Raw genomic sequence first — 21,365 nt, 5'->3', positions numbered from 1 at the left:
ATCAATGGCCGGCATGCCAGCATGCCGGCATCGCAAGTAAGGGAAAAAACCATGTTGCAACAACTTCGCCCCGCAATCACGATTTTTGTATTACTCACGCTGGTGACCGGCGTTGCTTATCCGCTGGTCACGACCGGACTGGCCAAAGCTTTGTTTCCACAGCAGGCCGATGGCAGCCTGATTTTACGCAATGGTCAGCTCGTCGGCTCAAGCCTGATCGGTCAGTCGTTTACTGACCCGAAATATTTCTGGTCGCGTCCATCGGCGACCGGGCCGATGGCATATAACGGCTCGGCGTCCAGCGGATCGAATCTGGGGCCGACCAATCCGGTTTTTCTGGATACCGTCAAAGGACGCGTCGCAGCGTTAAAAGCCGCTCACCCCGACCAAACCGGCGCAGTGCCGCAGGATCTGGTCACGGCGTCGGCCAGCGGGCTTGATCCGCACATCAGCCCGGCAGCAGCGCAGTATCAGCTTAACCGCGTGGCCAAGGCGCGCCAGCTGAGCTCTGATCAGATCAGCGAACTGATCACGCAGGCGACGAGTGGCAAACAGTGGGGCATACTGGGCGAAGCAAGTGTCAATGTCCTGCAATTGAATCTGGCTCTGGATCAGATTGAGAAGACGAAAAAATGATGGAAGTACCACGTCCCGACCCCGATGCCTTGCTCGCTGAGTTGCAACGCGAAGAAAGCGTAGCACAGCGCGGCAAGCTGAAAATTTTTTTTGGCGCGTGTGCCGGCGTAGGCAAAACCTATGCGATGCTCAACGCAGCACACGCCCGCCTGCGCGAAGGCGTTGAAGTGGTCGTCGGCGTGGTCGAAACGCACGGCCGCAGTGAAACTCAGGCTTTGCTGGCCGGACTAGAAATCCTGCCGCCGCAGCAAATCAATTACCGTGGCCGCGTGTTACCCGAATTCGATTTGCCACAAGCCTTGCTGCGCCGGCCCAGCCTGATCTTGATCGATGAATTTGCGCACTCGAATCTGGAAGGCTGCAGTCACCCGAAACGCTGGCAGGATGTCGAAGAGTTGCTGGCTGCCGGGATCGACGTTTATACGACGCTCAATGTCCAGCATCTGGAAAGCCTGAACGACATCGTTGGCCAGATCACCGGCATCGTCGTGCGCGAAACGGTGCCCGATCATATGTTTGATCTGGCCAACGAGGTCACGCTGGTTGATTTGCCGCCCGAGGAATTGCTCGATAGGCTGGCTGCCGGCAAGGTCTATCTGGGTGAACAGGCGCATCGTGCCGCCGAGCATTTTTTCCGCAAAGGCAATTTGCTTGCGCTGCGCGAACTGGCTTTGCGCCGCACCGCTGATCGGGTCGACGCGCAAATGCGCGCTTATCGTGCTGATCAGGCGATTGCCCCGGTCTGGCAAACGCGCGAGCGTTTGCTTGTTTGTGTCAGCCCCGGCCCCGATGCCGAAAAACTGATCCGCAGTGCTTCGCGTCTGGCCAGTAGTCTGCATGCAGATTTATTGGCGGTATACGTCGAAACGCCAGTACTACAAAGGAAGGCAGCGCAATACCGGCAACGTATTCTGGCCAGTTTGCGTCTGGCGCAGGAGTTTGGCGCCGAAACCAGCGTGCTCGCTGGTGCCGATTTGCCGAAGACTTTGCTGGCTTACGCGCGCAGCCGCAATGTGTCCAAACTGGTCGTCGGCAAATCGTTGCGCAGCGGAATTTCACGCCTGTGGCAGGTACCGCTCTCCGAGCAACTGGCGCAACTGGCGCAAGATGTCGATGTGTATGTCGTTGCGCACGAAAGCAAGGAGCTGCCAGCTAAAGCTCCCCCCCGGCTATTTTTCAGTGCCGAAGCCGACCGTATCGAATGGCGTTCTTACTTGATCGCATTGGCGGCGTGTGCGCTAACAACGGGCGTTGCTGCCGCTTTGCTCAATGTATTTGATCTGGCCAACGTCGTGATCGTTTATTTGCTGACCGTCGTACTGGTAGCGATCCGTTACGGGCGGGGCCCTGGGATCGCCGCGTCGATTCTGAGTGTATTGTCATTCGATTTGTTCTTTGTTGCGCCCAAACTATCACTCACTGTGGGTGATACCCAGTATCTGTTTACCTTTGCGCTGATGCTGGTCGTTGCAATGATTATCAGCCAGCTAGCATCCCGGTTGCGGTTTGAAGCGCAAGTCGCGACCTATCGTGAACGGCGCACACGGGCGCTGTACGAGCTGGGACGCGAACTTGCAGGTGCACTGACAGCGAGCAGTGTGGTCGAAATGGGTGTGCGCCGACTGGAAGAGCTGTTCGATGCGCAAATTTTGATTTTGCTGCCTGATGCCAGCGATCAGTTGTTACCAGCCGGTGATTTACAGAATTTTGATCTGGGTCTGGCGCAGTGGGTGTTTGACCGCGACCAGATGGCGGGTTTGGGGACACAAACCTTGCCTGCCGCCAAGGCACTGTATATCCCGCTCAAGGCGCCGATGCGCCTGCGCGGCGTGCTGGCTTTGATTCCGAAAGACAACGCGCTGATCGGCAGCCCGGAGCAGCAACGTTTGCTCGAAACGTGTGCCAGCCAGATCGCACTCTCGCTAGAGCGTGTGCATTACGTCGAAGTCGCACAGGATGCGATTGTCGCAATGGAAACCGAAAGGCTGCGCAATAGCGTGCTTTCAACCGTTTCGCACGATTTGCGCACGCCACTGACCACGCTGATCGGCATGATCAGCCTGCTGCGCTCGGGCAAGCTCGGCGAAACAGAGCAGCAATCGGCGCTGCTGTCGCTCAACCACGAGGCGCAACGGATGCACTCTCTGGTGATCAATCTGCTCGACATGGCCAAATTGCAATCGGGTGTGACTTTGCATATGGAATGGCAGGTGCTCGAAGAAGTCATCGGCAGTGCCGTGCGCGAATGTGGGGCGGCACTGGTTTCGCATCATTTGCGTGTCGACTTGCCGGGCGATTTGCCCTTGCTCGAATACGATGCCGTCCTGATCGAACGCGTGCTGGTTAATTTGCTGGAAAATGCAGCCAAATATACGCCAGCGCAAAGCGAAATTGGCATCAGCGCACAGGTCGGCGAGCAATTTGTGACTGTGCTGGTTAGCGATAACGGCCCCGGTCTGCCGGCTGGAACGGTGTCAAAGCTGTTTGAAAAATTCACCCGTGGCGTCAATGAATCGGCGACCCCGGGAGTAGGGCTGGGGCTGGCGATCTGCCGCACCATTATTGCCGCGCATGGCGGGCAGATTCAGGCTCGTAATTTAAGCCCGCACGGCGCAGAATTCAGCTTCACCTTGCCACGTGGTACACCGCCGACAATCCGGGCAGAAACCGAATGAACGAACAATCCGCGACCATTATTTTGATCGAAGACGACGCCCCGATCCGCCGTTTTCTGCATACCTCGCTTGAATTAAATGGCATGAATGTATTTGAGGCGGAAACCGGCTCACGTGGTTTGATGGCCGTCGCCAGTCGCAAGCCTGATCTGGTGATTCTGGATCTGGGGCTGCCCGATCTGGACGGGCTGGAAGTGATCCGCCAGCTACGCGACTGGACCGATATTCCGATTCTGGTTTTGTCAGCGCGCGCACACGAAAGTGAAAAAGTCGCCGCGCTCGACGCGGGCGCCGATGATTATCTGACCAAGCCGTTTGGCGTCGACGAATGTCTGGCGCGGATTCGCGTCTTGCTGCGGCGTCATGCAGGGCGCAGCGCGCGCAATGTACAAAATTTTGGCTTTGGCGATGTCCGCGTTGATCTGATACAGCGGCAGGTATATCGCCAGGAGCAAGCAATACACTTGACTCCCATCGAATACCGTCTGCTAACGACCTTGATCCGACACGCGGGCAAAGTATTGACGCACCGTGAATTATTGCGCGAAGTCTGGGGGCCGAACCACAGCGAATCGAGCCAGTATTTGCGCGTTTATATGGGACATTTGCGCCAGAAACTCGAAGCCGATCCGGCCTTGCCGAAATACCTGATTACCGAAACCGGAATCGGTTATCGGCTGGTCGCCTGAGCTGCTGGAGCGTTTCAGATAGGATCACCCAAACTAACATTATCTGACTGAGCTGAAAAACGTCAGCGAAGAAAGTATTGAAATTAGTCGATTGCAAACCAATAAAAAACCCGCACCAGCCAGGCTGGATGCGGGTTTTGTGTAATTCCTAGCCTGCCAGGCAGGCTGAAAAATTACAATGAATAGTACATATCGAATTCAACTGGGTGCACGTTCATGCGTGAACGAGTTACGTCGTTCATTTTCAGTTCGATGTAGCTGTCGATCCACTCATTAGTGAATACGCCGCCACGAGTCAGGAACTCGCGGTCTGCATCGAGTGCTGCCAGTGCTTCGTCCAGAGACGCGCAAACTGTAGGGATCAGTTTGTCTTCTTCTGGTGGCAAGTCGTACAGGTTCTTGTCAGCTGGATCGCCTGGGTGGATCTTGTTCTGGATACCATCCAGACCAGCCATCAACAATGCAGCGAAGCACAGGTATGGGTTAGCCAATGGATCTGGGAAACGCGCTTCGATACGACGGCCTTTGTCAGACGCTACGTGAGGAATACGGATCGACGCAGAACGGTTCTTCGCTGAGTAAGCCAGTTTAACTGGTGCTTCGAAGTGAGGAACCAGACGACGGTATGAGTTCGTGCCTGGGTTAGTGATCGCGTTCAGTGCTTTAGCGTGCTTGATGATACCGCCGATGTAGAACAGGGCAGTTTCAGACAGGCCAGCGTAGCCGTTACCTGCGAACAAGTTTTTGCCGTCTTTCCAGATAGACTGGTGAACGTGCATGCCTGAGCCGTTGTCGCCAACGATTGGTTTTGGCATGAACGTAGCAGTCTTGCCGTATTGGGCAGCAACGTTGTGTACAACGTATTTCAGGATCTGAGTCCAGTCAGCACGTTGAGTCAAAGTAGAGAATTTAGTACCGATCTCGTTTTGACCAGCATTGGCTACTTCGTGGTGGAATACTTCAACTGGCACGCCCAGTTCTTCGAGCACGATAACCATCGTTGCGCGGATGTCTTGGTGGCTGTCAACTGGAGGAACTGGGAAGTAGCCGCCTTTAACGCGTGGACGGTGACCCAGGTTGCCGCCCGCAGTTTCGTCAGCAGAAGCCCAAGCGCCTTCGTCAGAACCGATCTTAACGAAAGTACCTGACAAGTCAGTGTTCCAGCGGATGTTGTCGAAAATGAAGAATTCTGGCTCTGGACCGAAGTAAGCCGTGTCACCAATACCTGAAGTTTTCAGGTAGGCTTCAGCGCGTTTTGCCAAAGAGCGTGGATCGCGGTCGTAACCTTTACCAGTTGCTGGCTCAACCACGTCACAAGTGATGAACAGGGTTGGTTCATCAAAGAATGGGTCGATGTTGGCAGTTGATGCATCTGGCAACAACAGCATGTCTGAAGCTTGAATGCCTTTCCAGCCGGCAATCGATGAACCATCGAAAGCGTGGCCGTTTTCGAACCATTCTTCGTCAACTACGTGTGAAGGTACAGTTACGTGCTGCTCTTTACCGATAGTGTCGGTGAAACGCAAGTCAACGAAACGAATGTCGTTATCTTTGATAAGCTTGAGAACGTCGGCTACAGCCATGTTGTCGCTCCTAGTTGGACAGTTAAACTAAAGTGGTTCTTAAATGTGGGTGCGTTCAGCACTGGACGGCTTTGGTATAAGCATGAACCGTGCCAAGCGATATAACGACTAACAGCTATTGTGCCACAAGTATTTGCGTTCGCGCATGCTTCTTAGGTGTGCTCAATCTCGGTGCGTCCATTAAAAAACTGCACCAAATTGGTGCAATTTGGTTGTCGTGTGGAAAGCGGTAAACTAAGCGCATCTATAAGTTCAAACTGCATTTCAAGATCGAGGAATCACGCAATGAGTCAAGCTAATGAAATTTTACAAACCGCACGCTCACGTGCCCAAAGCCAGGGTCTAGCGTATGCAGGTGCCGTGACGCCGAGCGAAGCCTGGACTTTATTTCAGTCCTTGTCTGCCGTACACATCGTCGATGTGCGCACCAGTGCTGAATGGCAATGGGTCGGTATCGTGCCGGATGCTGAGCTGATCGAGTGGAAAAGCTATCCGGGAATGGCGAACAATCCCAACTTCCTAACTCAGCTTAAAACTCAGGTTGATCCGGAAGCTGTGGTGATGTTTTTGTGTCGCTCCGGCGCGCGCTCGCACGACGCGGCGATGTTGGCTGCGCAGCATGGTTACACCGCCGCGATGAATATTCTGGAAGGCTTTGAGGGCGATAAAGACGCGAATGAGCACCGTAGCAGCAAAAATGGCTGGAAAGTCGCCGGTTTGCCGTGGAAGCAAGGCTAAACATTGATTGAATGTGGGGTGTAAGGAGTGGGGCGTCGGTGTAAACTACGCCTCACTTTTTTATTTGTGCTGCACTATGACTGAACCGACCGCTAGCCCGAGCTATGTTGTGATTGGCAACCCGATTGCCCATTCCAAATCGCCGCAAATCCATGCCTTGTTTGCAGCGCAGTTTGCAGGTAATCCGGCGCTTGCCGGGTTTTGTTATGATCGTTTGCTCGCTCCCGTCGATGGTTTTGCTGCCAGTGTGGCGCAATTTGCCGCAAGCGGTGGCCGTGGCGCGAATGTGACCGTCCCGTTTAAAGAAGACGCTTTCCGGTTAGCCAATCTGTTGACCGCGCGCGCGCAAGCTGCGGGTGCGGTGAATACTTTGCAGCTTCAAGCCGACGATTCCTGGCTGGGCGACAATACCGACGGCGCAGGTCTGGTCGCCGATGTGTTGCGCCATGTCGAGATACGGGGACGGCGTATCTTGCTGCTGGGAGCTGGTGGCGCGGCGCGCGGCGTAATACTCCCTCTGTTGGCACAGCAGCCGGCCAGCCTGACTTTGGCAAATCGTACTTTATCCAGGGCGAGTCAGCTGGTTGAACATTTTCAAGCCAATACCACGATCTTGCTGCAAGCCTGCGAATATGGTGCTATTGCTGGGCAGTTTGACCTGATTATCAATGCCACTTCAGCCAGCCTTGGCGGCGAGCGCTTGCCAATATCCAATTCGGTTTTCGCGCCCGGCGCGCTGGCTTACGACATGATGTATGGCAAAGATGAAACGCCGTTTCTGGCGCAGGCGCGTGAAGCGGGCGTTGTGCTGCGCGTTGACGGCTTGGGCATGCTGGTCGGGCAGGCCGCCGAAGCTTTTCATCTTTGGACCGAATTACGCCCTGATGTTGAGCCCGTATTGGTATGGATGCGCGAGCAGCTTTGATGGGTATTGCTCTGTGGATTAATCCTGTATTTGTCTTGATAGATATACCCCTGGTTTGAAAAGAATGAAGAAAGTGAGTTTGATGGCTTGGATTGGCCGTGGCGTGTTATTGCTGCTGACCTTGTTTGTGGTCTGGAATCTATGGATGTTGCTGCATATTGTCGCGTGGCGCTGGATTAATCCGAGCGATACGGCGTTTATGAATGCGCAGCTTGAGCGTCTGCAGGCGGAAGATCCGGCGGCGCAACTGGAATTTGAATGGGTTGATTACAATAAAATTTCTCCCAATCTGAAGCGCGCGCTGGTGGCATCTGAAGATGCCAAATTTCTTGATCACGAAGGTTTTGATTGGGAAGGGATGCAAACCGCGTGGGAAAAAAATATCAAAAAAGGGCGGATTGTCGCTGGTGGCTCGACGATCAGCCAGCAATTGGCCAAAAACCTGTTTTTATCGGGTAGTCGCAATCCGCTGCGCAAAGTCGAAGAAGCGATTCTGACGGTGATGATCGAAACGCTATGGGATAAGCGCCGGATTTTCGAGGTGTATTTGAATGTCATCGAATGGGGCAATGGCGTGTTCGGTGCACAGGCTGCTGCGCAGCATTATTATAAAACCAGTGCGGCTCGTTTAAGCGTCGGACAATCGGCCAAGCTGGCCTCCATGGTCACCAATCCGCGCTATTTTGATAAGAATCGACAGGATCGTCGTTTGCTGCGAAAAACGGGCATTATCCGCCGGCGCATGGCGTATGCCGATATACCATGATGTGTGGTTATCCGAAGTTGTATCGTAATCAACCCAAAATGGCGGGCGCTGTCCCTAAAAAGCATAATCAAAATCTAATTGACTGAATAACTGATTATCATAAAGTCCTTCTATGGAATTTGGCGTCTTTTCCAAACCGGCCATCGTGCAGAAGGCATGATCCGGCCAGCTGGTAATTTAAGGGACTGATATGCAAAATTTGGCTGCCATGCTGGAAATGGCGGGGCGCACCGATACGGGGCAGGTGCGCGAACATAATGAAGATGCTATTTTTTTCGAGCCAGAGCTGGGCTTGGTGGTGCTGGCCGACGGCATGGGCGGGTATAACGCGGGTGAAGTTGCCAGCTCGATTGCGGTGAATGCTACGGCTGAGTTGATGCGCGCACAAATTATGAGTACGCCGCCGCATATCAAAAATTCGGGCAGCTTATGGCCGGTTGCGCATGAAATGCTGCTCTTGGCGTTTGATCGTGCCAACGAAATGATTTACCGGACTGCCCAGGAGCATCCGCAATGTCTCGGTATGGGAACAACGCTGATTTCCGGTTTGTTTTATAACAACTTTCTGGCAATTGCCCATGTCGGTGATTCGCGGGTTTACCGTTTGCGGGGCGATGAATTTGTCCAGCTCAGTCGTGATCACTCGCTACTGCAAGAGCAGATCGATGCCGGGCTGATTACTCCGGAAGAAGCGCAATATGCGCCGCATAAAAATCTGGTGACGCGGGCCGTCGGGATCGATTTGGCGGTGCAAACCGAGTTGCACGAATATGCCGTTGAAGTCGATGATGTGTATCTCTTCTGCTCGGATGGTTTAAGCGATATGCTGCCGGATCAAGCCTTGGCACAATTAATTGCCCTGTCAAAACAGCAAATTTCCAACGCCTGCAATCTGCTGGTCGACCAGGCCAATGCAGCCGGTGGGCGGGATAATATTTCGCTGGTTCTCGTCAAAGTGAATCGTGACTTCAAAGTGGATGAAGGTAGCTGGAGTAAATTGACTGGACTGTTTGGCCGCAGGGCATCATGGCCGATGTAATGGAGTGGCTTAGCTAATGGCAAAATTATTTCTTAGCCTGGATGGCCAAGCGCTCAGGGAAGTGCAATTAACCCAGCCGCGCACCTCGATAGGGCGCAGAGCGAATAATGATATCCAGGTGGATCATCTGTCGGTATCCGGTTTACATGCCATTATTGAAGTTGTTGGCTCGATTTATTTTGTCGAAGATATGAAAAGTACCAACGGTACTCGGGTTAATGGTGAAAAAATTACCCGGCATGCGCTCAAAAGCGGCGATGAACTCAGTATTGGCAAACTCCAGATCACCTTCTGGCGTGACTCGGTCGCTGCGGCAAAGCAGGCCGAATTTGAAAATAATATAGATGAAACAAGCCCGATTTCGGCTGAGCTTAAGCCTGCTCAGGCAAGCGCGCTCACGCAAGGTCCTGTCGCGGTGGTACGTGTTCTGACAGGCAGTAATGCCGGGCGCGAATTGATTCTGAATAAACCACTGACTTCACTGGGTAAAGCGGGTTCGAATGTGGTCGTTTTTATGAAGCGGGAAAATGGGTATTACATTTCCCATCTTGAGGGTGAACAACGGCCGCTGGTTAATTCACGCGAAATCTCTGATCAACCCCAGTTGCTGCTGGAAGAAGACCTGATCGAAGTGATGGGGATTCGAATGGCATTTTTCTTTAGGTAATCCATGACCTGTCAATTGCGCGTACTGGGTTGTAGTGGCGGGATCGGTGGTGAAAACCGAACGACGTCATTTCTGTTGAATCAGCACATCCTGCTTGACGCAGGTACGGGCGTTGGCGATTTGCTGCATGAAGAATTACTGCAAATCGACCATGTCTTTTTGACTCATTCGCATCTTGATCACATTGCCTGTTTGCCGCTATTGCTCGATACCGTCATCGGTTCGCGCAATAAAGCGGTTTATGTCCATGCGACTGCGCAGACCATCGAGGTGCTGCGCAAACATATTTTTAACTGGCTCATCTGGCCCGATTTTTCCGTGATCCCCAATGCGCAGCAGCCATGCCTGATTTTTGTTCCTCATGAGCTCGGTGAAGCCAAAACAATTGCTGATGTCACCATCACGCCGATTCCGGCTATTCATACCGTGCCGGCAGTCGCCTTTTTGCTGGAGTCCGCTCAGGGCGCCGTAGTTTTTAGTGGTGATACCACAGGTGGAGCTGAGTTCTGGCAAGCGGTCAATCGGGTTAAAAACCTCAAAGCACTGATCATCGAAACGGCATTTGCTGATAAAGAACATGCAATTGCCGATGCTGCCAAGCATTTATGTCCCAGCACATTGGCCGAGCAACTCGCCCACTGGCATGGCAGTGCACAAATTCTGATTACCCACCTCAAGCCTGCTGATAGCGAGTTGACCATCCGGGAAGTCTTGCAACTGGATCAATTACACCCGATTCGTCGTCTATTACAAGGCGAGATGATTGAGTTTTAACGGGGTATATCCCGCTTGTTATTATGGTGCAATGTCTGTATTGAATAACCCTGGGTGGGTATCATGAACGAGCAAGAATTTAACTTAAAGCTCAATAAACTGAATGCCATTGGGGTAGCTCTGTCGGGTGAAACGCAAGTCGAGCATCTGGTTGAAAGTATTTTGCTGGCCACGATTGATCTGGTGCGTGCTGATGCCGGTACTTTGTATCTGATCAAGGACGGATGCCTGCATTTTGAAATCCTGCTCAATACCCGCCTGGGCCTGGCGCAAGGAGGGAGCAGCGGCGTTCCCATACATTTGCCACCTGTTCCGCTGATTCTGGCTGACGGTCAACCCAATCTGACCAATGTGGTTGCCTGTGCGGTTAATGAAGCTCGCACCATCAATATTCCGGATGCCTATTCGGACGAAGATGAATATGACTTCACCGGCACGCAGCGTTTTGATCAGCATTTTGGCTATTACTCCAAATCGTTTTTATCCGTCCCGATGCGTGATCATGAAGGCAATATCATTGGCGTATTGCAATTGATCAATGCGCTTAATGCTCAGAATGAAATCGAAGCTTTTACTTTGAGCGATCAGCACTTGGTTGAATCACTGGCCTCGCAAGCCGCGATTGCATTGACCAATCGTCGTTTGATTATGGCCTTGCAGGAATTGTTCGAAGGCTTTATCAAGCTAATCAATCTGGCGATTGACGATAAATCGCCTTATACCGGCGGACACTGCCAGCGCGTACCTGAGCTGACGATGATGCTGGCAGAGGCAGTCAGCCGCTGTGAGGAGGGTGAGCTGGCAGGTTTTAAAATGAGCGAACGTGATCGCTACGAGCTGAAAATCGCAGGCTTATTGCACGATTGCGGCAAAATCACTACGCCAGTACACGTGGTCGACAAGGCGACCAAGCTGCAGACTATTTTTGACCGGATTGCGTTGATCGACACCCGGTTTGAAGTTTTGTTGCGCGATCTGGAAATCAGTTTGTTGCGAGGGCAGATTAGCGAAGCAGAGTATCGAGCCGGGTGTGAACAACTCATTAGTGACCGTGACTTTTTGCGGCAAGCCAATCGCGGTGGCGAAAGCATGAGCGATGACGATGTTGAGCGCATTGCCAATATTGCAATACGTCGCTGGCATCCAGGACAAACCATGTTCTCGCCAGCTGCGCCGGTGTCGTTTCTCAGCGATGAAGAGCGCGATAATCTGTCGATTCGCAAAGGAACGCTCAATCGTGGTGAACGTGAAATTATCAACCGGCACATCGATATCACCATCCAGATGCTTGAAGCCTTGCCTTGGCCGAATCATTTGAAAAATGTGCCGGAATACGCGGGCGGGCATCATGAACGCATGGATGGCAAAGGCTATCCGCGTGGTTTAAAGCGTGAACAGATGAGTGTTCAGGCACGGATTATGGGAATTGCCGACGTGTTTGAAGCCCTGACGGCCAAGGATAGACCTTATAAAGAGGGGATGAAGTTATCGAACGCTTTGCAAATCCTGACCCGGATGGCATGCGAGCAACACGTCGACAAAGAATTGCTTAAAATTTTTCTGCGCGAAGGGGTCTGGCTAGACTATGCCCAGCGCTACTTGAATGCTCACCAGCTCGATCAGGTTGATGTTGCACGGTTGCTAGAGCAGCTTGAGGATTGTTAGAAAGTTCTGCTTTCTGGCAGGTAGTGCTTAATGGCCGGCCAGCTAGGGGTAGTGTTGTCAAGTGATATTCTGAGTCTGGGCTGACAATCGGATGTAATAAATGGTGCGCTAGGCTTATCATCGTTTACTAGGCGATTGATGATTATAATTCCCCGTTTGTCAAGAATCTGTGATGGTTTTTGACCTGGGTGATGCGAAAAAGCATACGCTACCTTGTGTAGGATCCTTGTATAGGGTTCTGCAAATGATATCTGATCGTAAATATGGCTCGTAGGGGCTTTATGAAAAGAGGTGATTGTCATGAAACAACTATCAAAAAGGCTGGTATGTTTACCGTTTGTTGTGCTGCTCAGCCAAACTGCTCTGGCAGATACTAATAGTGGCCCATTCGAGTTTTGCCAGGGATCTCCTGCGCAGTCTTATATCGACAGTACCAATTGTATGCGCAAAGAAGGTTCACTGATGCCGCAAGGTTTTGGCCTGACAGGAACCATGCAAACATATCCAGCAGAAATTTACCCACGTGATCGTGTTAATCGGAATGTGCCACTTCAGAATTGGCAAACTTTGAACCCAGGGCAAAATCTGAATCACGAACAAAATTTGCACTGAGTTTCTATCTGCAATTTTGTATTCTGTTCCAAGCAAATAACCCGGCATAGCGTGTTTCTGCCGGGTTATTTTATTGTTTCAAATTTTGGGTGAGGTCAAAGACAAGTCCGCAGAAACCTGTTTTTTGAAAATCAGCACATCAAAATCCCTTGCGGGTACGATGGTCTCATATTGCAAGTCGGCAATTTGTTCCCCGCTATCGAGCGGGATGATCCGCATTTTGAGTGGCGAATTCAGCAGCGGTGCCGCACCTTGGGTCGCTGCTGTCATCGGGATTGCATAATAGCTGCTTGCAGAGCGGCTTAAATAATGTCCCAGCGATTGAGGCATTGAAGGTCCCATATTGAAGACTTGCGGTCTGTTGGTTCCGATCTTCAGTGCTAGCACAGAGCCTTGATCAAAGGCCGTACCAATTGCGATGTAGGCATTGCCCAGCGATTCTTTCAGTAATGAACCGACAAAACGGCCAGCATAAAAATCGGTCGATGCAGAAATATGCATGTCATGGGCGAGGAAAGTAACCGGATGCGCAGCCGTTTCGGCTTGGAGCAGCGTCATAATATTGCGATGCATATAGCGATCCCGGCTTGGCATACTTTGTTGCCAGGGCAGATGCAGGGTGTTAAGTGCTCCAATCCGGGCATGAAGTGCAATCAATGCCTGTGCGTATTCATGGCTGGAGCTGACAGCAATCCATTGCTGCTGATGCACAATGAATTGCTGCTCGAGGGTGGTTCCGACATGGTTAAGTTCAGCCCTGCGCTCATTAGCTGTTTTATGCAAAATGGCTTTTGCGGTTTGATCTGACATCAGTTCATTGCCAAGATTGGCGATTTCTGGCGCGACTTTCTGCAAAAATTGTTGCAAAAAATGATCTTCATCGCGTCCAGGGTGAATATCAACCCCCACAATTCTGATCTGCTGTTCCGGGTTTTGCTGGTTGTTATATGTGCGTAGCGCTTGCAAAAAGTCCCACATGCCTTCGGTCGAAAACATTGGGTTACCTATTTCGCTAACGATCTGTTTTTGCGTAGTCTGATCCAGATTGCGGACAAAACTGTCCATGCGGCGCCCAATATAGGGCGAAATTTCCAGTGCGACGACGCGCATTTTTTGCTGTCTCGCCAGGTGCAACACGATATCGGTACGGGTATCCCAAAATTCACGGTTGCCATGGCTGGCTTCGCCGATTCCGATCAGCCGTGCATTGGCCAGATGTGGGTCAAGTTGTTCGAATGCAGTTTTATCGTTTAATGCAATGGCATTGTTTTTGAGCCACAGGTCAAATTTGTCCAGCTCGGAATAATACTGTGCTGCAGTCAATCGTTCTGGTGTGCCAAGTTGAAACTGGCTGGGGCTTTGATCCAGCGTCTGCACCGTCAAGCGATACATACCCTGTGTTTTGGTCAAGAAACGTTGCGACTTCCACAGTTTCTGATGACCACCAGTTTGTGCCTGAGTGATTTCTTCGCCCTGTGGCGTTTGTACTGTCAATGATATTTGCGGATTGCTGCTGTCAAGCTTGAGGCTTAACAGCTCATTGGCTGATGCATTGAGGATAAAACACGCTTTTTCACCGGATTTCAACTCGCCGCGAATCGGGGCATTTTCAAATGGCAAGCAGGGGGCGGCAAAAACTAAATGAGGCAAAATGATGAGGGAGGTGAACAGGCGCAGCAGCATGAAATCCTCTATTAGTCTTTGATTTATAAGATAATACTTATTAATCGGCACATCCTAACGGAGTCTTCAATTCTGCGCATCACGAGCTGACTAACGGTTTTGCTGTGCGTCATTCTGTGCGAGGAAGCTGCTGGAATTTGGTCGTGAACAGTGGGATTTATAAGCCTCTGCGCTCAATCAGCGCCTGCGCCAGTGTGCCCGGATCGACGTGTTCCAGTTCGCCTCCAACGGGCAGGCCGCGGGCAATACGGCTGACCCTTAGCCCACGTGCACGCAGCATTTCGGCCAGATAATGTGCGGTGGCTTCGCCTTCGGTGGTGAAATTGGTCGCCAGGACAACTTCTTCGACAATCCCGTCGCTGGCGCGCTGGAGTAACTGATTGAGGGCGATGTCTTTCGGGCCAATGCCATCGAGGGGCGAGAGGCGACCCATTAGTACAAAATACAGCCCTTCAAAACTGCGGGTGTGTTCGATCGACATCAGATCGGTCGGCATCTCGACGACGCACAGCAGGGCGTGATTGCGCTGCTCGTCCGAGCAAATATCGCACATATCGGCTTCGGTGAAGGTATTGCAGTGGCGGCAATGTTTGAGTGTACCGAGCGCTTCGACCAAGGACTGCGCCAAGCGGCCTGCGCCATCCTGATCGCGTTGTACCAGATGAAACGCCATCCGCGTCGCTGATTTGGGGCCAACGCCGGGTAGGACGCGCAAGGCTTCGATCAGATTATGTAGCGAACGTGGCGTGCTCATGGGGGTATTGCCTTGAAAGGTAATGCCAAATTGATATACAGGTTGATACCGTATAGAGTATTGGTCAAATTTGAGTTTGGCGGGTGAGCGAGCCAAAGCGGATTGTCGTCGCACGCAACGCAGCAACCGGAATGTACTGAAGTACATGAGGATTGCGAGTAGCGAACGGCGGCAATCCGAGCAGGCGCAGCCGCCAGCTAAGCAAAATTTTAGAAGGGTAGCTTCATGCCCGGTGGCAACGGCAAACCCGCTGTCAGTGCACCCATTTTCTCTTGGCTCGTGCTTTCGGCTTTGCGCAATGCGTCATTAAATGCCGCCGCGATCAGGTCTTCCAGCATATCTTTGTCGTCCGACAACAGGCTGTCGTCAATCGCCACGCGTTTCACCACATTGGCGCAGGTCATCGTGATTTTCACCATGCCAGCACCCGATTGGCCTTCTACTTCTACATTGGCCAGCTCGTCTTGGGCTTTTTTCATGTTTTCTTGCATTTGCTGAGCTTGCTTCATCAAGCCGCCCAAACCGCCTTTATTGAACATAGTGCTTCCTCTTTAAAGTAAATAAGTGGCCGCTTACAAGGGCTTGATCGACGCTGCGTCGATAGTGCCGCCCATATCGCGTACCAAGGTTTGAATAAATGGATCGTTCTGAATCGCCGCCACCGCGACTTCTTGTCGGGCGGCATTTTCGCGTACCAGCATAATCGCCGGCGTCTCGCCAGCAATTGTGCCGATATTGACGTTGACCGTGGTGTCGCGCCCAAAGTATTCGGATAAGGCGCTGCGTAATTTGTCCTGATAATCACGTGTGGCGACTGCACGATGCTCTTCGGCGACTTGCAAATCGAAGTGTATATCGCTGTAGCCCACTAGTTCTGCGTTCTGCGCCAGCATACCTGCAGCTCCTAGCTTGAGCTGCACCACGAGGCCACGCCAGTCGCCGTTAAATGGTTCGGCGGATTTGTTTTCACTGACTAGTGGTGTGCTTGGCGCGGATTCAAGAACTGGTGCTGCTGGAATAGGCTCTGCAACATAGTGGGGCGCAGGTTCGCTGGCCTGATAAATCGCCTCCGCCGCCTCGCTGTGCCACGGTGGCGGCTCCATATCGTCGTAGGCAGGCGCTGTGGGTCTACTCGGTGCGGCAGCAGCGTTTGATGCTGTGGCTACCGATGGCGATGGTGGCACTACGCTGATTGATTCAGCCCGCTCGGGGTTGGCGGCCAACGGTTCAGTCTTTCCCGGTGTGTTTGCTCCAACGTTAGTTGTTGTGGCCGGAGCAGAGGTAACGCTTGTGCTGTGTGGCGCTGGTGCCGGGCCGCTACTGCTTGGTGCTGGATTCGTCACTGCAGTGCTGCTGATTTGCTGCGGGTTGCCCGGTAAAGCATTTCCAGTGATTGGCAGTTTTGCCGGAGTGACAGCTTCAATGATTTGTTCTGGCTTCGCCGGAGTGACAGTTCCAGTGATTTGCTCCGGCTTCGCTGGAGCAAAGGCCAGCATCCGCAGCAGTGTCATCGTAAAGCCGGCGTATTCATCGGGCGCCAAAGGCAAATCACGACGGCCATGCAGCGCGATCTGATAATAGAGCTGCGTGTCTTCCGGGCTGAGCGCCTGCGCGGCAGCGACAATCTGGCCGAGTTGTGGCAGGTCATCGGCCAGCGCATTCGGTACGGCTTGTGTCAGCGCAACTTGGTGCAAGACATTAGCCAGCTCATGCAGAGCCGCTTCGTACGACAGGCCGCGCAAGGCAATCGCGTCAGCCGTTTGTAACAAGCGCGGGCCATCATGCGCGGCGAGTGCGTCGAGCAAATCGAATAAATAGCTCTGATCAACCGCGCCAAGCATCGCGCGCACGCCTGCTTCTTCCACCTGACCTGCACCGTGCGCAATGGCTTGATCTAGGAGCGATAGCGCGTCGCGCATCGAGCCATTGGCCGCGTGGCCGAGCAGATTGAGCGCCAATGGCTCGTACTGCACTTGCTCAGCTTCCAGGACTTTGTGCAAATGGCCGGTGACTTGTTGCGGCGTCATTTGGCGTAATGAAAACTGCAGACAACGGCTCAGTACCGTGATCGGTACTTTTTGCGGGTCGGTTGTGGCGAGGATAAATTTAACGTGACTCGGCGGCTCTTCCAGTGTTTTCAGCATCGCATTGAATGCTGATTTCGAGAGCATGTGCACCTCGTCGATGATGTACACTTTGAACCGGCCAGCGGTGGGCGAATATTGCGCGTTGTCCAGGACTTCGCGAATATTATCAATCCCGGTGTTGGACGCCGCGTCGATCTCGAGCAGGTCGACAAAGCGGCCGGCGTCGATTTGCGTACATGCCGAGCAAACACCGCACGGCTCGGCGGTAATGCCTGTTTCACAATTGAGCGCCTTGGCCATAATGCGCGCGATAGTGGTTTTTCCCACGCCGCGAGTGCCGGTCAATAGGTAGGCATGATGCAAACGCTCGCTGGCAAACGCATTTGCCAGTGCTTTAATCACATGCTCTTGCCCAACGAGCTGGGCGAACGTTTTGGGGCGCCATTTGCGCGCGAGAACTTGATAGGCCATGGCGCGATTCTAACAGATTCACAATTGCTCTGAGGCACTAAGTAGGTGGTCAAAAGTGTTGGCCCAAGGCCATCCCGTCACGCAAGGCGCAAAGCCGCAGACAGCACAGCAGTACGGCGAGGCGAAGTTACGAAGAGTGAGAATTTTTGGTTTAATACTTAGCGCCTGATATAGGTAGTTTGACATGAATATAAACAACGATTTACCCGCTGCACAATTGCCTGAGCCGACTGTTGCTGAGGTTGAGCTGAACGATGATCCAGAACCACAGGCGCCGTATGAACCGGCGTTGGAAGAGTGTTGCAATAGTGGTTGCGAGCCCTGCATTTTTGATTTGTATGCCGAACAATTAAATGCTTACCGGGTGGCACATCTGGCCTGGAAAGCAAGACAAACGGGGAAAAGCAGTGCCTGAATTCAATCCATGTTTGATGATGAAAACCAATCGAATACTTGCTCTCACTGGCGCTTTGCTCGCAGCCTCGCTGGCGCAAGCGGCGTTGCCAGTCAAAGTCGAGCAAGCGTTGAAAACGGCGAATTTACCTGCGGACGCCATTAGCGTCGCACTGGTTTCGCTCGATAGTGAACAAAAGCCGCTTTACCATCTGGCAGATCAGATTCGCTCGCCCGCCTCGACGATGAAGCTTGTTACGACCTGGGCTGGATTGCATTTATTGGGGCCAAGCTGGCAATGGCAAACCGATTTGCTCGCAGACGCGAAACCGGTGAACGGCGTATTGAAAGGCAATCTGTACCTGCAAGGCAAGGGCGACCCCAAAATTACGCTGGAACGGATGTGGCTCTGGATTCGTGAATTGAAAGCCGCTGGTGTGAGCGACATTCAGGGCGATCTGGTGCTCGATGATTCGTACTTCAAACGCAGCACGGCCATCACCGAATATGACGATGACGGTGACACCGAACGGGCATTTATGGTCGAGCCGCATGCCTTGATCAGCAATTTTCGCACGCAAAAAATCATGATCGATTCAACGGGCGAACGGGTTGTGATCACGGCCGAGCCACCACTGAGCCAGGTGCGGCTGAGTAATCAATTGGCCATCGCGAGTGAAGGCAGTTGTGCCAGCTGGGCGCGTCGGGTGCAGCAGCGCCCCGGGCAAAGCGGTTCGGAATATGTGTTGCAATACGCCGGTGAAATGCCAGCCGGCTGTAAAGTCGAGCGCTATGTGCCGGTGCTGAATCCGCGTACCTATACTGCGGCGCTGTTCTGGTGGATGTGGTATCAAAATGGCGGTAAAGGTTCAGGCAAAGCCGTTGCTGGTGTGACGCCGGTCGACGCGATCAAACTGGTCAGCACGCGTTCGCCCGATCTGGTGACTACGATTCGCGATATCAATAAATACAGCAACAATCTGATGGCGCGCCAGCTCTATCTGACGCTGGGCGCAGAGCTGGGTCAATCCAATCCGACCACTGATGATGCTGCAGCAACAGTCATTCAGGCTGCGCTGCGCAAGGCCGGTTTTAACTGGCCGGAGCTGGTGCTGGAGAATGGCTCGGGCCTTTCGCGCAAGGAACAAATCAGCGCACGGCATCTGGCCGAGCTACTGGTCAAAACCTGGCAAAGCCCCTATGCCGCCGAATACATCAGCTCGTTGCCATTGACGGGGCTGGACGGCACGATGAAAAAACGCCTCGCTGACACGGCAACGACAGGAGTCGCTCATCTGAAAACTGGCGCACTCCGCGATGTGCGTTCACTGGCAGGCTATGTCAAAGACCGGCAGGGGAAAAACTGGGTGCTTGTTGCTATTGTCAATCACCCCGAAGCGGCCAAAGCTTTATCCGCACTGGACGAATTGGTGCGTGGCATTACGATGAAATAATACTGGCATGGGTATGTTGATGCGGCTTGATTTAGCATTGACCTGTAGTGGTATACCCCTGTTGCTTTGGGGTTGAGCCCACGGCAGGTTTGCAAGTAACTCGCCTCATTTTCAATAGCGCGGTAAAATGCCGCGTTTTACCGCCCACCACTGGATTATTACGGTATGGATAAGATTCTGATTCTTGACTTCGGCTCGCAAGTGACGCAGCTGATCGCCCGTCGCGTTCGTGAAGCGCACGTTTATTGTGAGCTGCATCCGTTCGATATGTCGCTTGACGCGATCAAGGCTTTCAATCCGAAAGGGATCATCCTGTCTGGTGGCCCCAATTCAGTTTACGAGTCTGATTACCAAGCTGATCCGAAACTGTTCGAGCTGGGTATTCCGGTGATGGGTATTTGCTACGGCATGCAGTTTATGGCGCAAAGCTTGGGCGGTAAGGTCGAAGCAGGGCATGTACGCGAATTCGGCTTTGCCGAAATTGAAGTAAATAACACCAACCCACTGTTCAAAGGCCTGTCTGACCGCGTTCACGGCGAAGGTGAATTGGCGAAGGTTTGCCTTGAAGTGTGGATGAGCCACGGCGACAAAGTGACTGCCATGCCCGCGGGCTTTGAAGTCATCGCCAGCAACACGTCATGCCCGATCGCGGCGATGGCCGATACCACGCGTAATTTCTACGCCGTGCAATATCACCCAGAAGTCACCCACACGATCAAGGGTCGCGAAATGATCAATCATTTCGTGCTCGATATTTGCGGCTCAACGCCAAGCTGGACGATGCCTAACTACATCGAGCAAGCCGTTGCGAAAATCCGCGAGCAGGTTGGTTCTGACGAAGTGATTCTGGGGCTGTCGGGCGGCGTGGATTCATCGGTGGCTGCCGCGCTGATTCATCGCGCGATTGGCGATCAACTGACCTGCGTGTTTGTTGATAACGGCTTGCTGCGCCTGAATGAAGGCAAGCAAGTGATGGAAACCTTCGCCGAGCATCTGGGCGTTCGTGTGATCCATGTGGATGCGACGGCACAGTTTATGGGCCACTTGGCTGGTGTGACTGATCCGGAAGCCAAACGCAAAATCATCGGCCGCGAATTCGTTGAAGTATTCCAAGCTGAATCAGCCAAATTGCCGAGCGCAAAATGGCTGGCACAAGGCACGATTTATCCGGATGTGATCGAGTCTGCGGGTGCCAAAACCGGCAAAGCGCACGCGATCAAGAGCCACCACAATGTGGGCGGTTTGCCAGAAACAATGAAATTGAGCTTGCTCGAGCCATTGCGCGAATTGTTCAAAGATGAAGTGCGCGAATTGGGAGTGGCATTGGGCTTGGCGCCACAACTGGTTTATCGTCATCCATTCCCAGGCCCAGGTCTGGGCGTGCGTATCCTGGGCGAAGTAAAGCAGGAATATTGTGAATTGCTGAAACGTGCCGACGCGATCTTTATCGAAGAATTGCGCGCTGCGGTCGATGAAAAGAGCGGCAAAACCTGGTACGAATTGACCAGCCAAGCCTTTGTCGTTTTCCTGCCAGTCAAATCGGTCGGCGTAATGGGCGATGGCCGCACTTACGATTACGTAGTTGCTCTGCGCGCTGTCGTGACCAGCGACTTTATGACCGCCAAATGGGCCGAATTGCCGTACGAATTGCTTGGCAAAGTCTCCAACCGCATCATCAACGAAGTACGTGGTATTAACCGCGTTGTGTATGACGTGAGCGGCAAACCACCGGCAACCATCGAGTGGGAATAATT

19 protein-coding genes are annotated in these 21,365 nt (G+C 52.7%); 14 read left to right on the top strand and 5 right to left on the bottom strand.

Translation table 11 applies throughout. From position 1 onward, the window contains the following. The first annotated feature begins 51 nt into the window (after positions 1-51). From kdpC to kdpE, 3 genes are read left to right on the top strand one after another with little or no spacing between them, the layout of a single operon-like run. Positions 52-636 (top strand): potassium-transporting ATPase subunit KdpC, encoded by a 585-nt coding sequence (gene kdpC, locus ACG2XO_RS13555; protein WP_410498524.1) that lies wholly within the window; start codon positions 52-54, stop codon positions 634-636. Further along, positions 633-3,311: a DUF4118 domain-containing protein gene (locus ACG2XO_RS13550; protein ID WP_410498523.1), complete on the top strand. Its 2,679-nt coding sequence runs from the start codon at positions 633-635 to the stop codon at positions 3,309-3,311. Before kdpC ends, ACG2XO_RS13550 begins: the two co-directional genes overlap by 4 nt. Further along, on the top strand, positions 3,308-4,000 hold the full coding sequence (kdpE, locus tag ACG2XO_RS13545; protein WP_410498522.1) for a two-component system response regulator KdpE: 693 nt from the start codon (positions 3,308-3,310) through the stop codon (positions 3,998-4,000). Before ACG2XO_RS13550 ends, kdpE begins: the two co-directional genes overlap by 4 nt. 173 nt (positions 4,001-4,173) lie before the next feature. Here the strand turns inward: kdpE and glnA are convergent, their stop codons facing one another. Further along, the gene (gene glnA / locus ACG2XO_RS13540) at positions 4,174-5,583 is read right to left on the bottom strand and encodes a type I glutamate--ammonia ligase (RefSeq protein WP_410498521.1); all 1,410 of its coding nucleotides are present in this window, start codon (positions 5,581-5,583) and stop codon (positions 4,174-4,176) included. Between the two features lie 285 nt (positions 5,584-5,868). Here glnA and ACG2XO_RS13535 point away from each other — a divergent pair, with 285 nt between their 5' ends. The 8 genes from ACG2XO_RS13535 (at position 5,869) to ACG2XO_RS13500 (ending at position 12,769) form a co-directional block, all read left to right on the top strand. Beyond that, positions 5,869-6,321 (top strand): rhodanese-like domain-containing protein, encoded by a 453-nt coding sequence (locus ACG2XO_RS13535; protein ID WP_410498520.1) that lies wholly within the window; start codon positions 5,869-5,871, stop codon positions 6,319-6,321. A gap of 76 nt (positions 6,322-6,397) precedes the next feature. Continuing rightward, complete coding sequence (gene aroE, locus ACG2XO_RS13530) at positions 6,398-7,246, top strand: shikimate dehydrogenase (protein ID WP_410498519.1); 849 nt, start codon at positions 6,398-6,400, stop codon at positions 7,244-7,246. A gap of 64 nt (positions 7,247-7,310) precedes the next feature. Further along, a complete protein-coding gene (mtgA, locus tag ACG2XO_RS13525; RefSeq protein ID WP_410498518.1) occupies positions 7,311-8,012 on the top strand; it encodes a monofunctional biosynthetic peptidoglycan transglycosylase in 702 nt (233 codons plus the stop codon). Between the two features lie 190 nt (positions 8,013-8,202). Further along, a complete protein-coding gene (locus ACG2XO_RS13520) occupies positions 8,203-9,051 on the top strand; it encodes a Stp1/IreP family PP2C-type Ser/Thr phosphatase (protein ID WP_410498517.1) in 849 nt (282 codons plus the stop codon). A gap of 16 nt (positions 9,052-9,067) precedes the next feature. Then, a complete protein-coding gene (locus ACG2XO_RS13515) occupies positions 9,068-9,718 on the top strand; it encodes an FHA domain-containing protein (protein WP_410498516.1) in 651 nt (216 codons plus the stop codon). A gap of 3 nt (positions 9,719-9,721) precedes the next feature. Beyond that, complete coding sequence (locus tag ACG2XO_RS13510; RefSeq protein WP_410498515.1) at positions 9,722-10,492, top strand: MBL fold metallo-hydrolase; 771 nt, start codon at positions 9,722-9,724, stop codon at positions 10,490-10,492. 63 nt (positions 10,493-10,555) lie between these two features. Further along, entirely contained in the window at positions 10,556-12,157 is a 1,602-nt protein-coding gene (locus ACG2XO_RS13505; RefSeq protein WP_410498514.1) for an HD domain-containing phosphohydrolase, read from the top strand. A gap of 300 nt (positions 12,158-12,457) precedes the next feature. Further along, complete coding sequence (locus ACG2XO_RS13500) at positions 12,458-12,769, top strand: hypothetical protein (protein ID WP_410498513.1); 312 nt, start codon at positions 12,458-12,460, stop codon at positions 12,767-12,769. Between the two features lie 78 nt (positions 12,770-12,847). Here the strand turns inward: ACG2XO_RS13500 and ACG2XO_RS13495 are convergent, their stop codons facing one another. From ACG2XO_RS13495 to dnaX, 4 genes are all read right to left on the bottom strand, one after another. Continuing rightward, a complete protein-coding gene (locus ACG2XO_RS13495; RefSeq protein ID WP_410498512.1) occupies positions 12,848-14,452 on the bottom strand; it encodes an erythromycin esterase family protein in 1,605 nt (534 codons plus the stop codon). Positions 14,453-14,609: 157 nt separating this feature from the next. Beyond that, positions 14,610-15,206, bottom strand: a complete 597-nt coding sequence (gene recR / locus ACG2XO_RS13490) for a recombination mediator RecR (RefSeq protein ID WP_410498511.1) — start codon at positions 15,204-15,206, stop codon at positions 14,610-14,612. 209 nt (positions 15,207-15,415) lie between these two features. Continuing rightward, the gene (locus tag ACG2XO_RS13485; RefSeq protein ID WP_157669605.1) at positions 15,416-15,745 is read right to left on the bottom strand and encodes a YbaB/EbfC family nucleoid-associated protein; all 330 of its coding nucleotides are present in this window, start codon (positions 15,743-15,745) and stop codon (positions 15,416-15,418) included. Between the two features lie 33 nt (positions 15,746-15,778). Next, entirely contained in the window at positions 15,779-17,764 is a 1,986-nt protein-coding gene (dnaX, locus tag ACG2XO_RS13480; RefSeq protein ID WP_410498510.1) for a DNA polymerase III subunit gamma/tau, read from the bottom strand. Between the two features lie 184 nt (positions 17,765-17,948). On the opposite strand from dnaX, the gene ACG2XO_RS13475 reads away from it, so the two are divergent. From ACG2XO_RS13475 to guaA, 3 genes are all read left to right on the top strand, one after another. Continuing rightward, positions 17,949-18,179: an oxidoreductase-like domain-containing protein gene (locus ACG2XO_RS13475; RefSeq protein WP_410498509.1), complete on the top strand. Its 231-nt coding sequence runs from the start codon at positions 17,949-17,951 to the stop codon at positions 18,177-18,179. Further along, positions 18,172-19,611 (top strand): D-alanyl-D-alanine carboxypeptidase/D-alanyl-D-alanine-endopeptidase, encoded by a 1,440-nt coding sequence (gene dacB, locus ACG2XO_RS13470; RefSeq protein ID WP_410498508.1) that lies wholly within the window; start codon positions 18,172-18,174, stop codon positions 19,609-19,611. The genes ACG2XO_RS13475 and dacB overlap by 8 nt, the downstream gene beginning before the upstream one ends. A 165-nt stretch (positions 19,612-19,776) precedes the next feature. Further along, positions 19,777-21,363, top strand: coding sequence for a glutamine-hydrolyzing GMP synthase (guaA, locus tag ACG2XO_RS13465; protein ID WP_410498507.1), 1,587 nt, complete (start codon positions 19,777-19,779; stop codon positions 21,361-21,363). The last annotated feature ends 2 nt before the right edge of the window (positions 21,364-21,365 follow it).

The sequence above is a fragment of the Chitinibacter sp. S2-10 genome, assembly GCF_046530675.1.
GTDB lineage: Bacteria > Pseudomonadota > Gammaproteobacteria > Burkholderiales > Chitinibacteraceae > Chitinibacter.
This window is presented reverse-complemented; position numbering and strand designations above follow the sequence as displayed.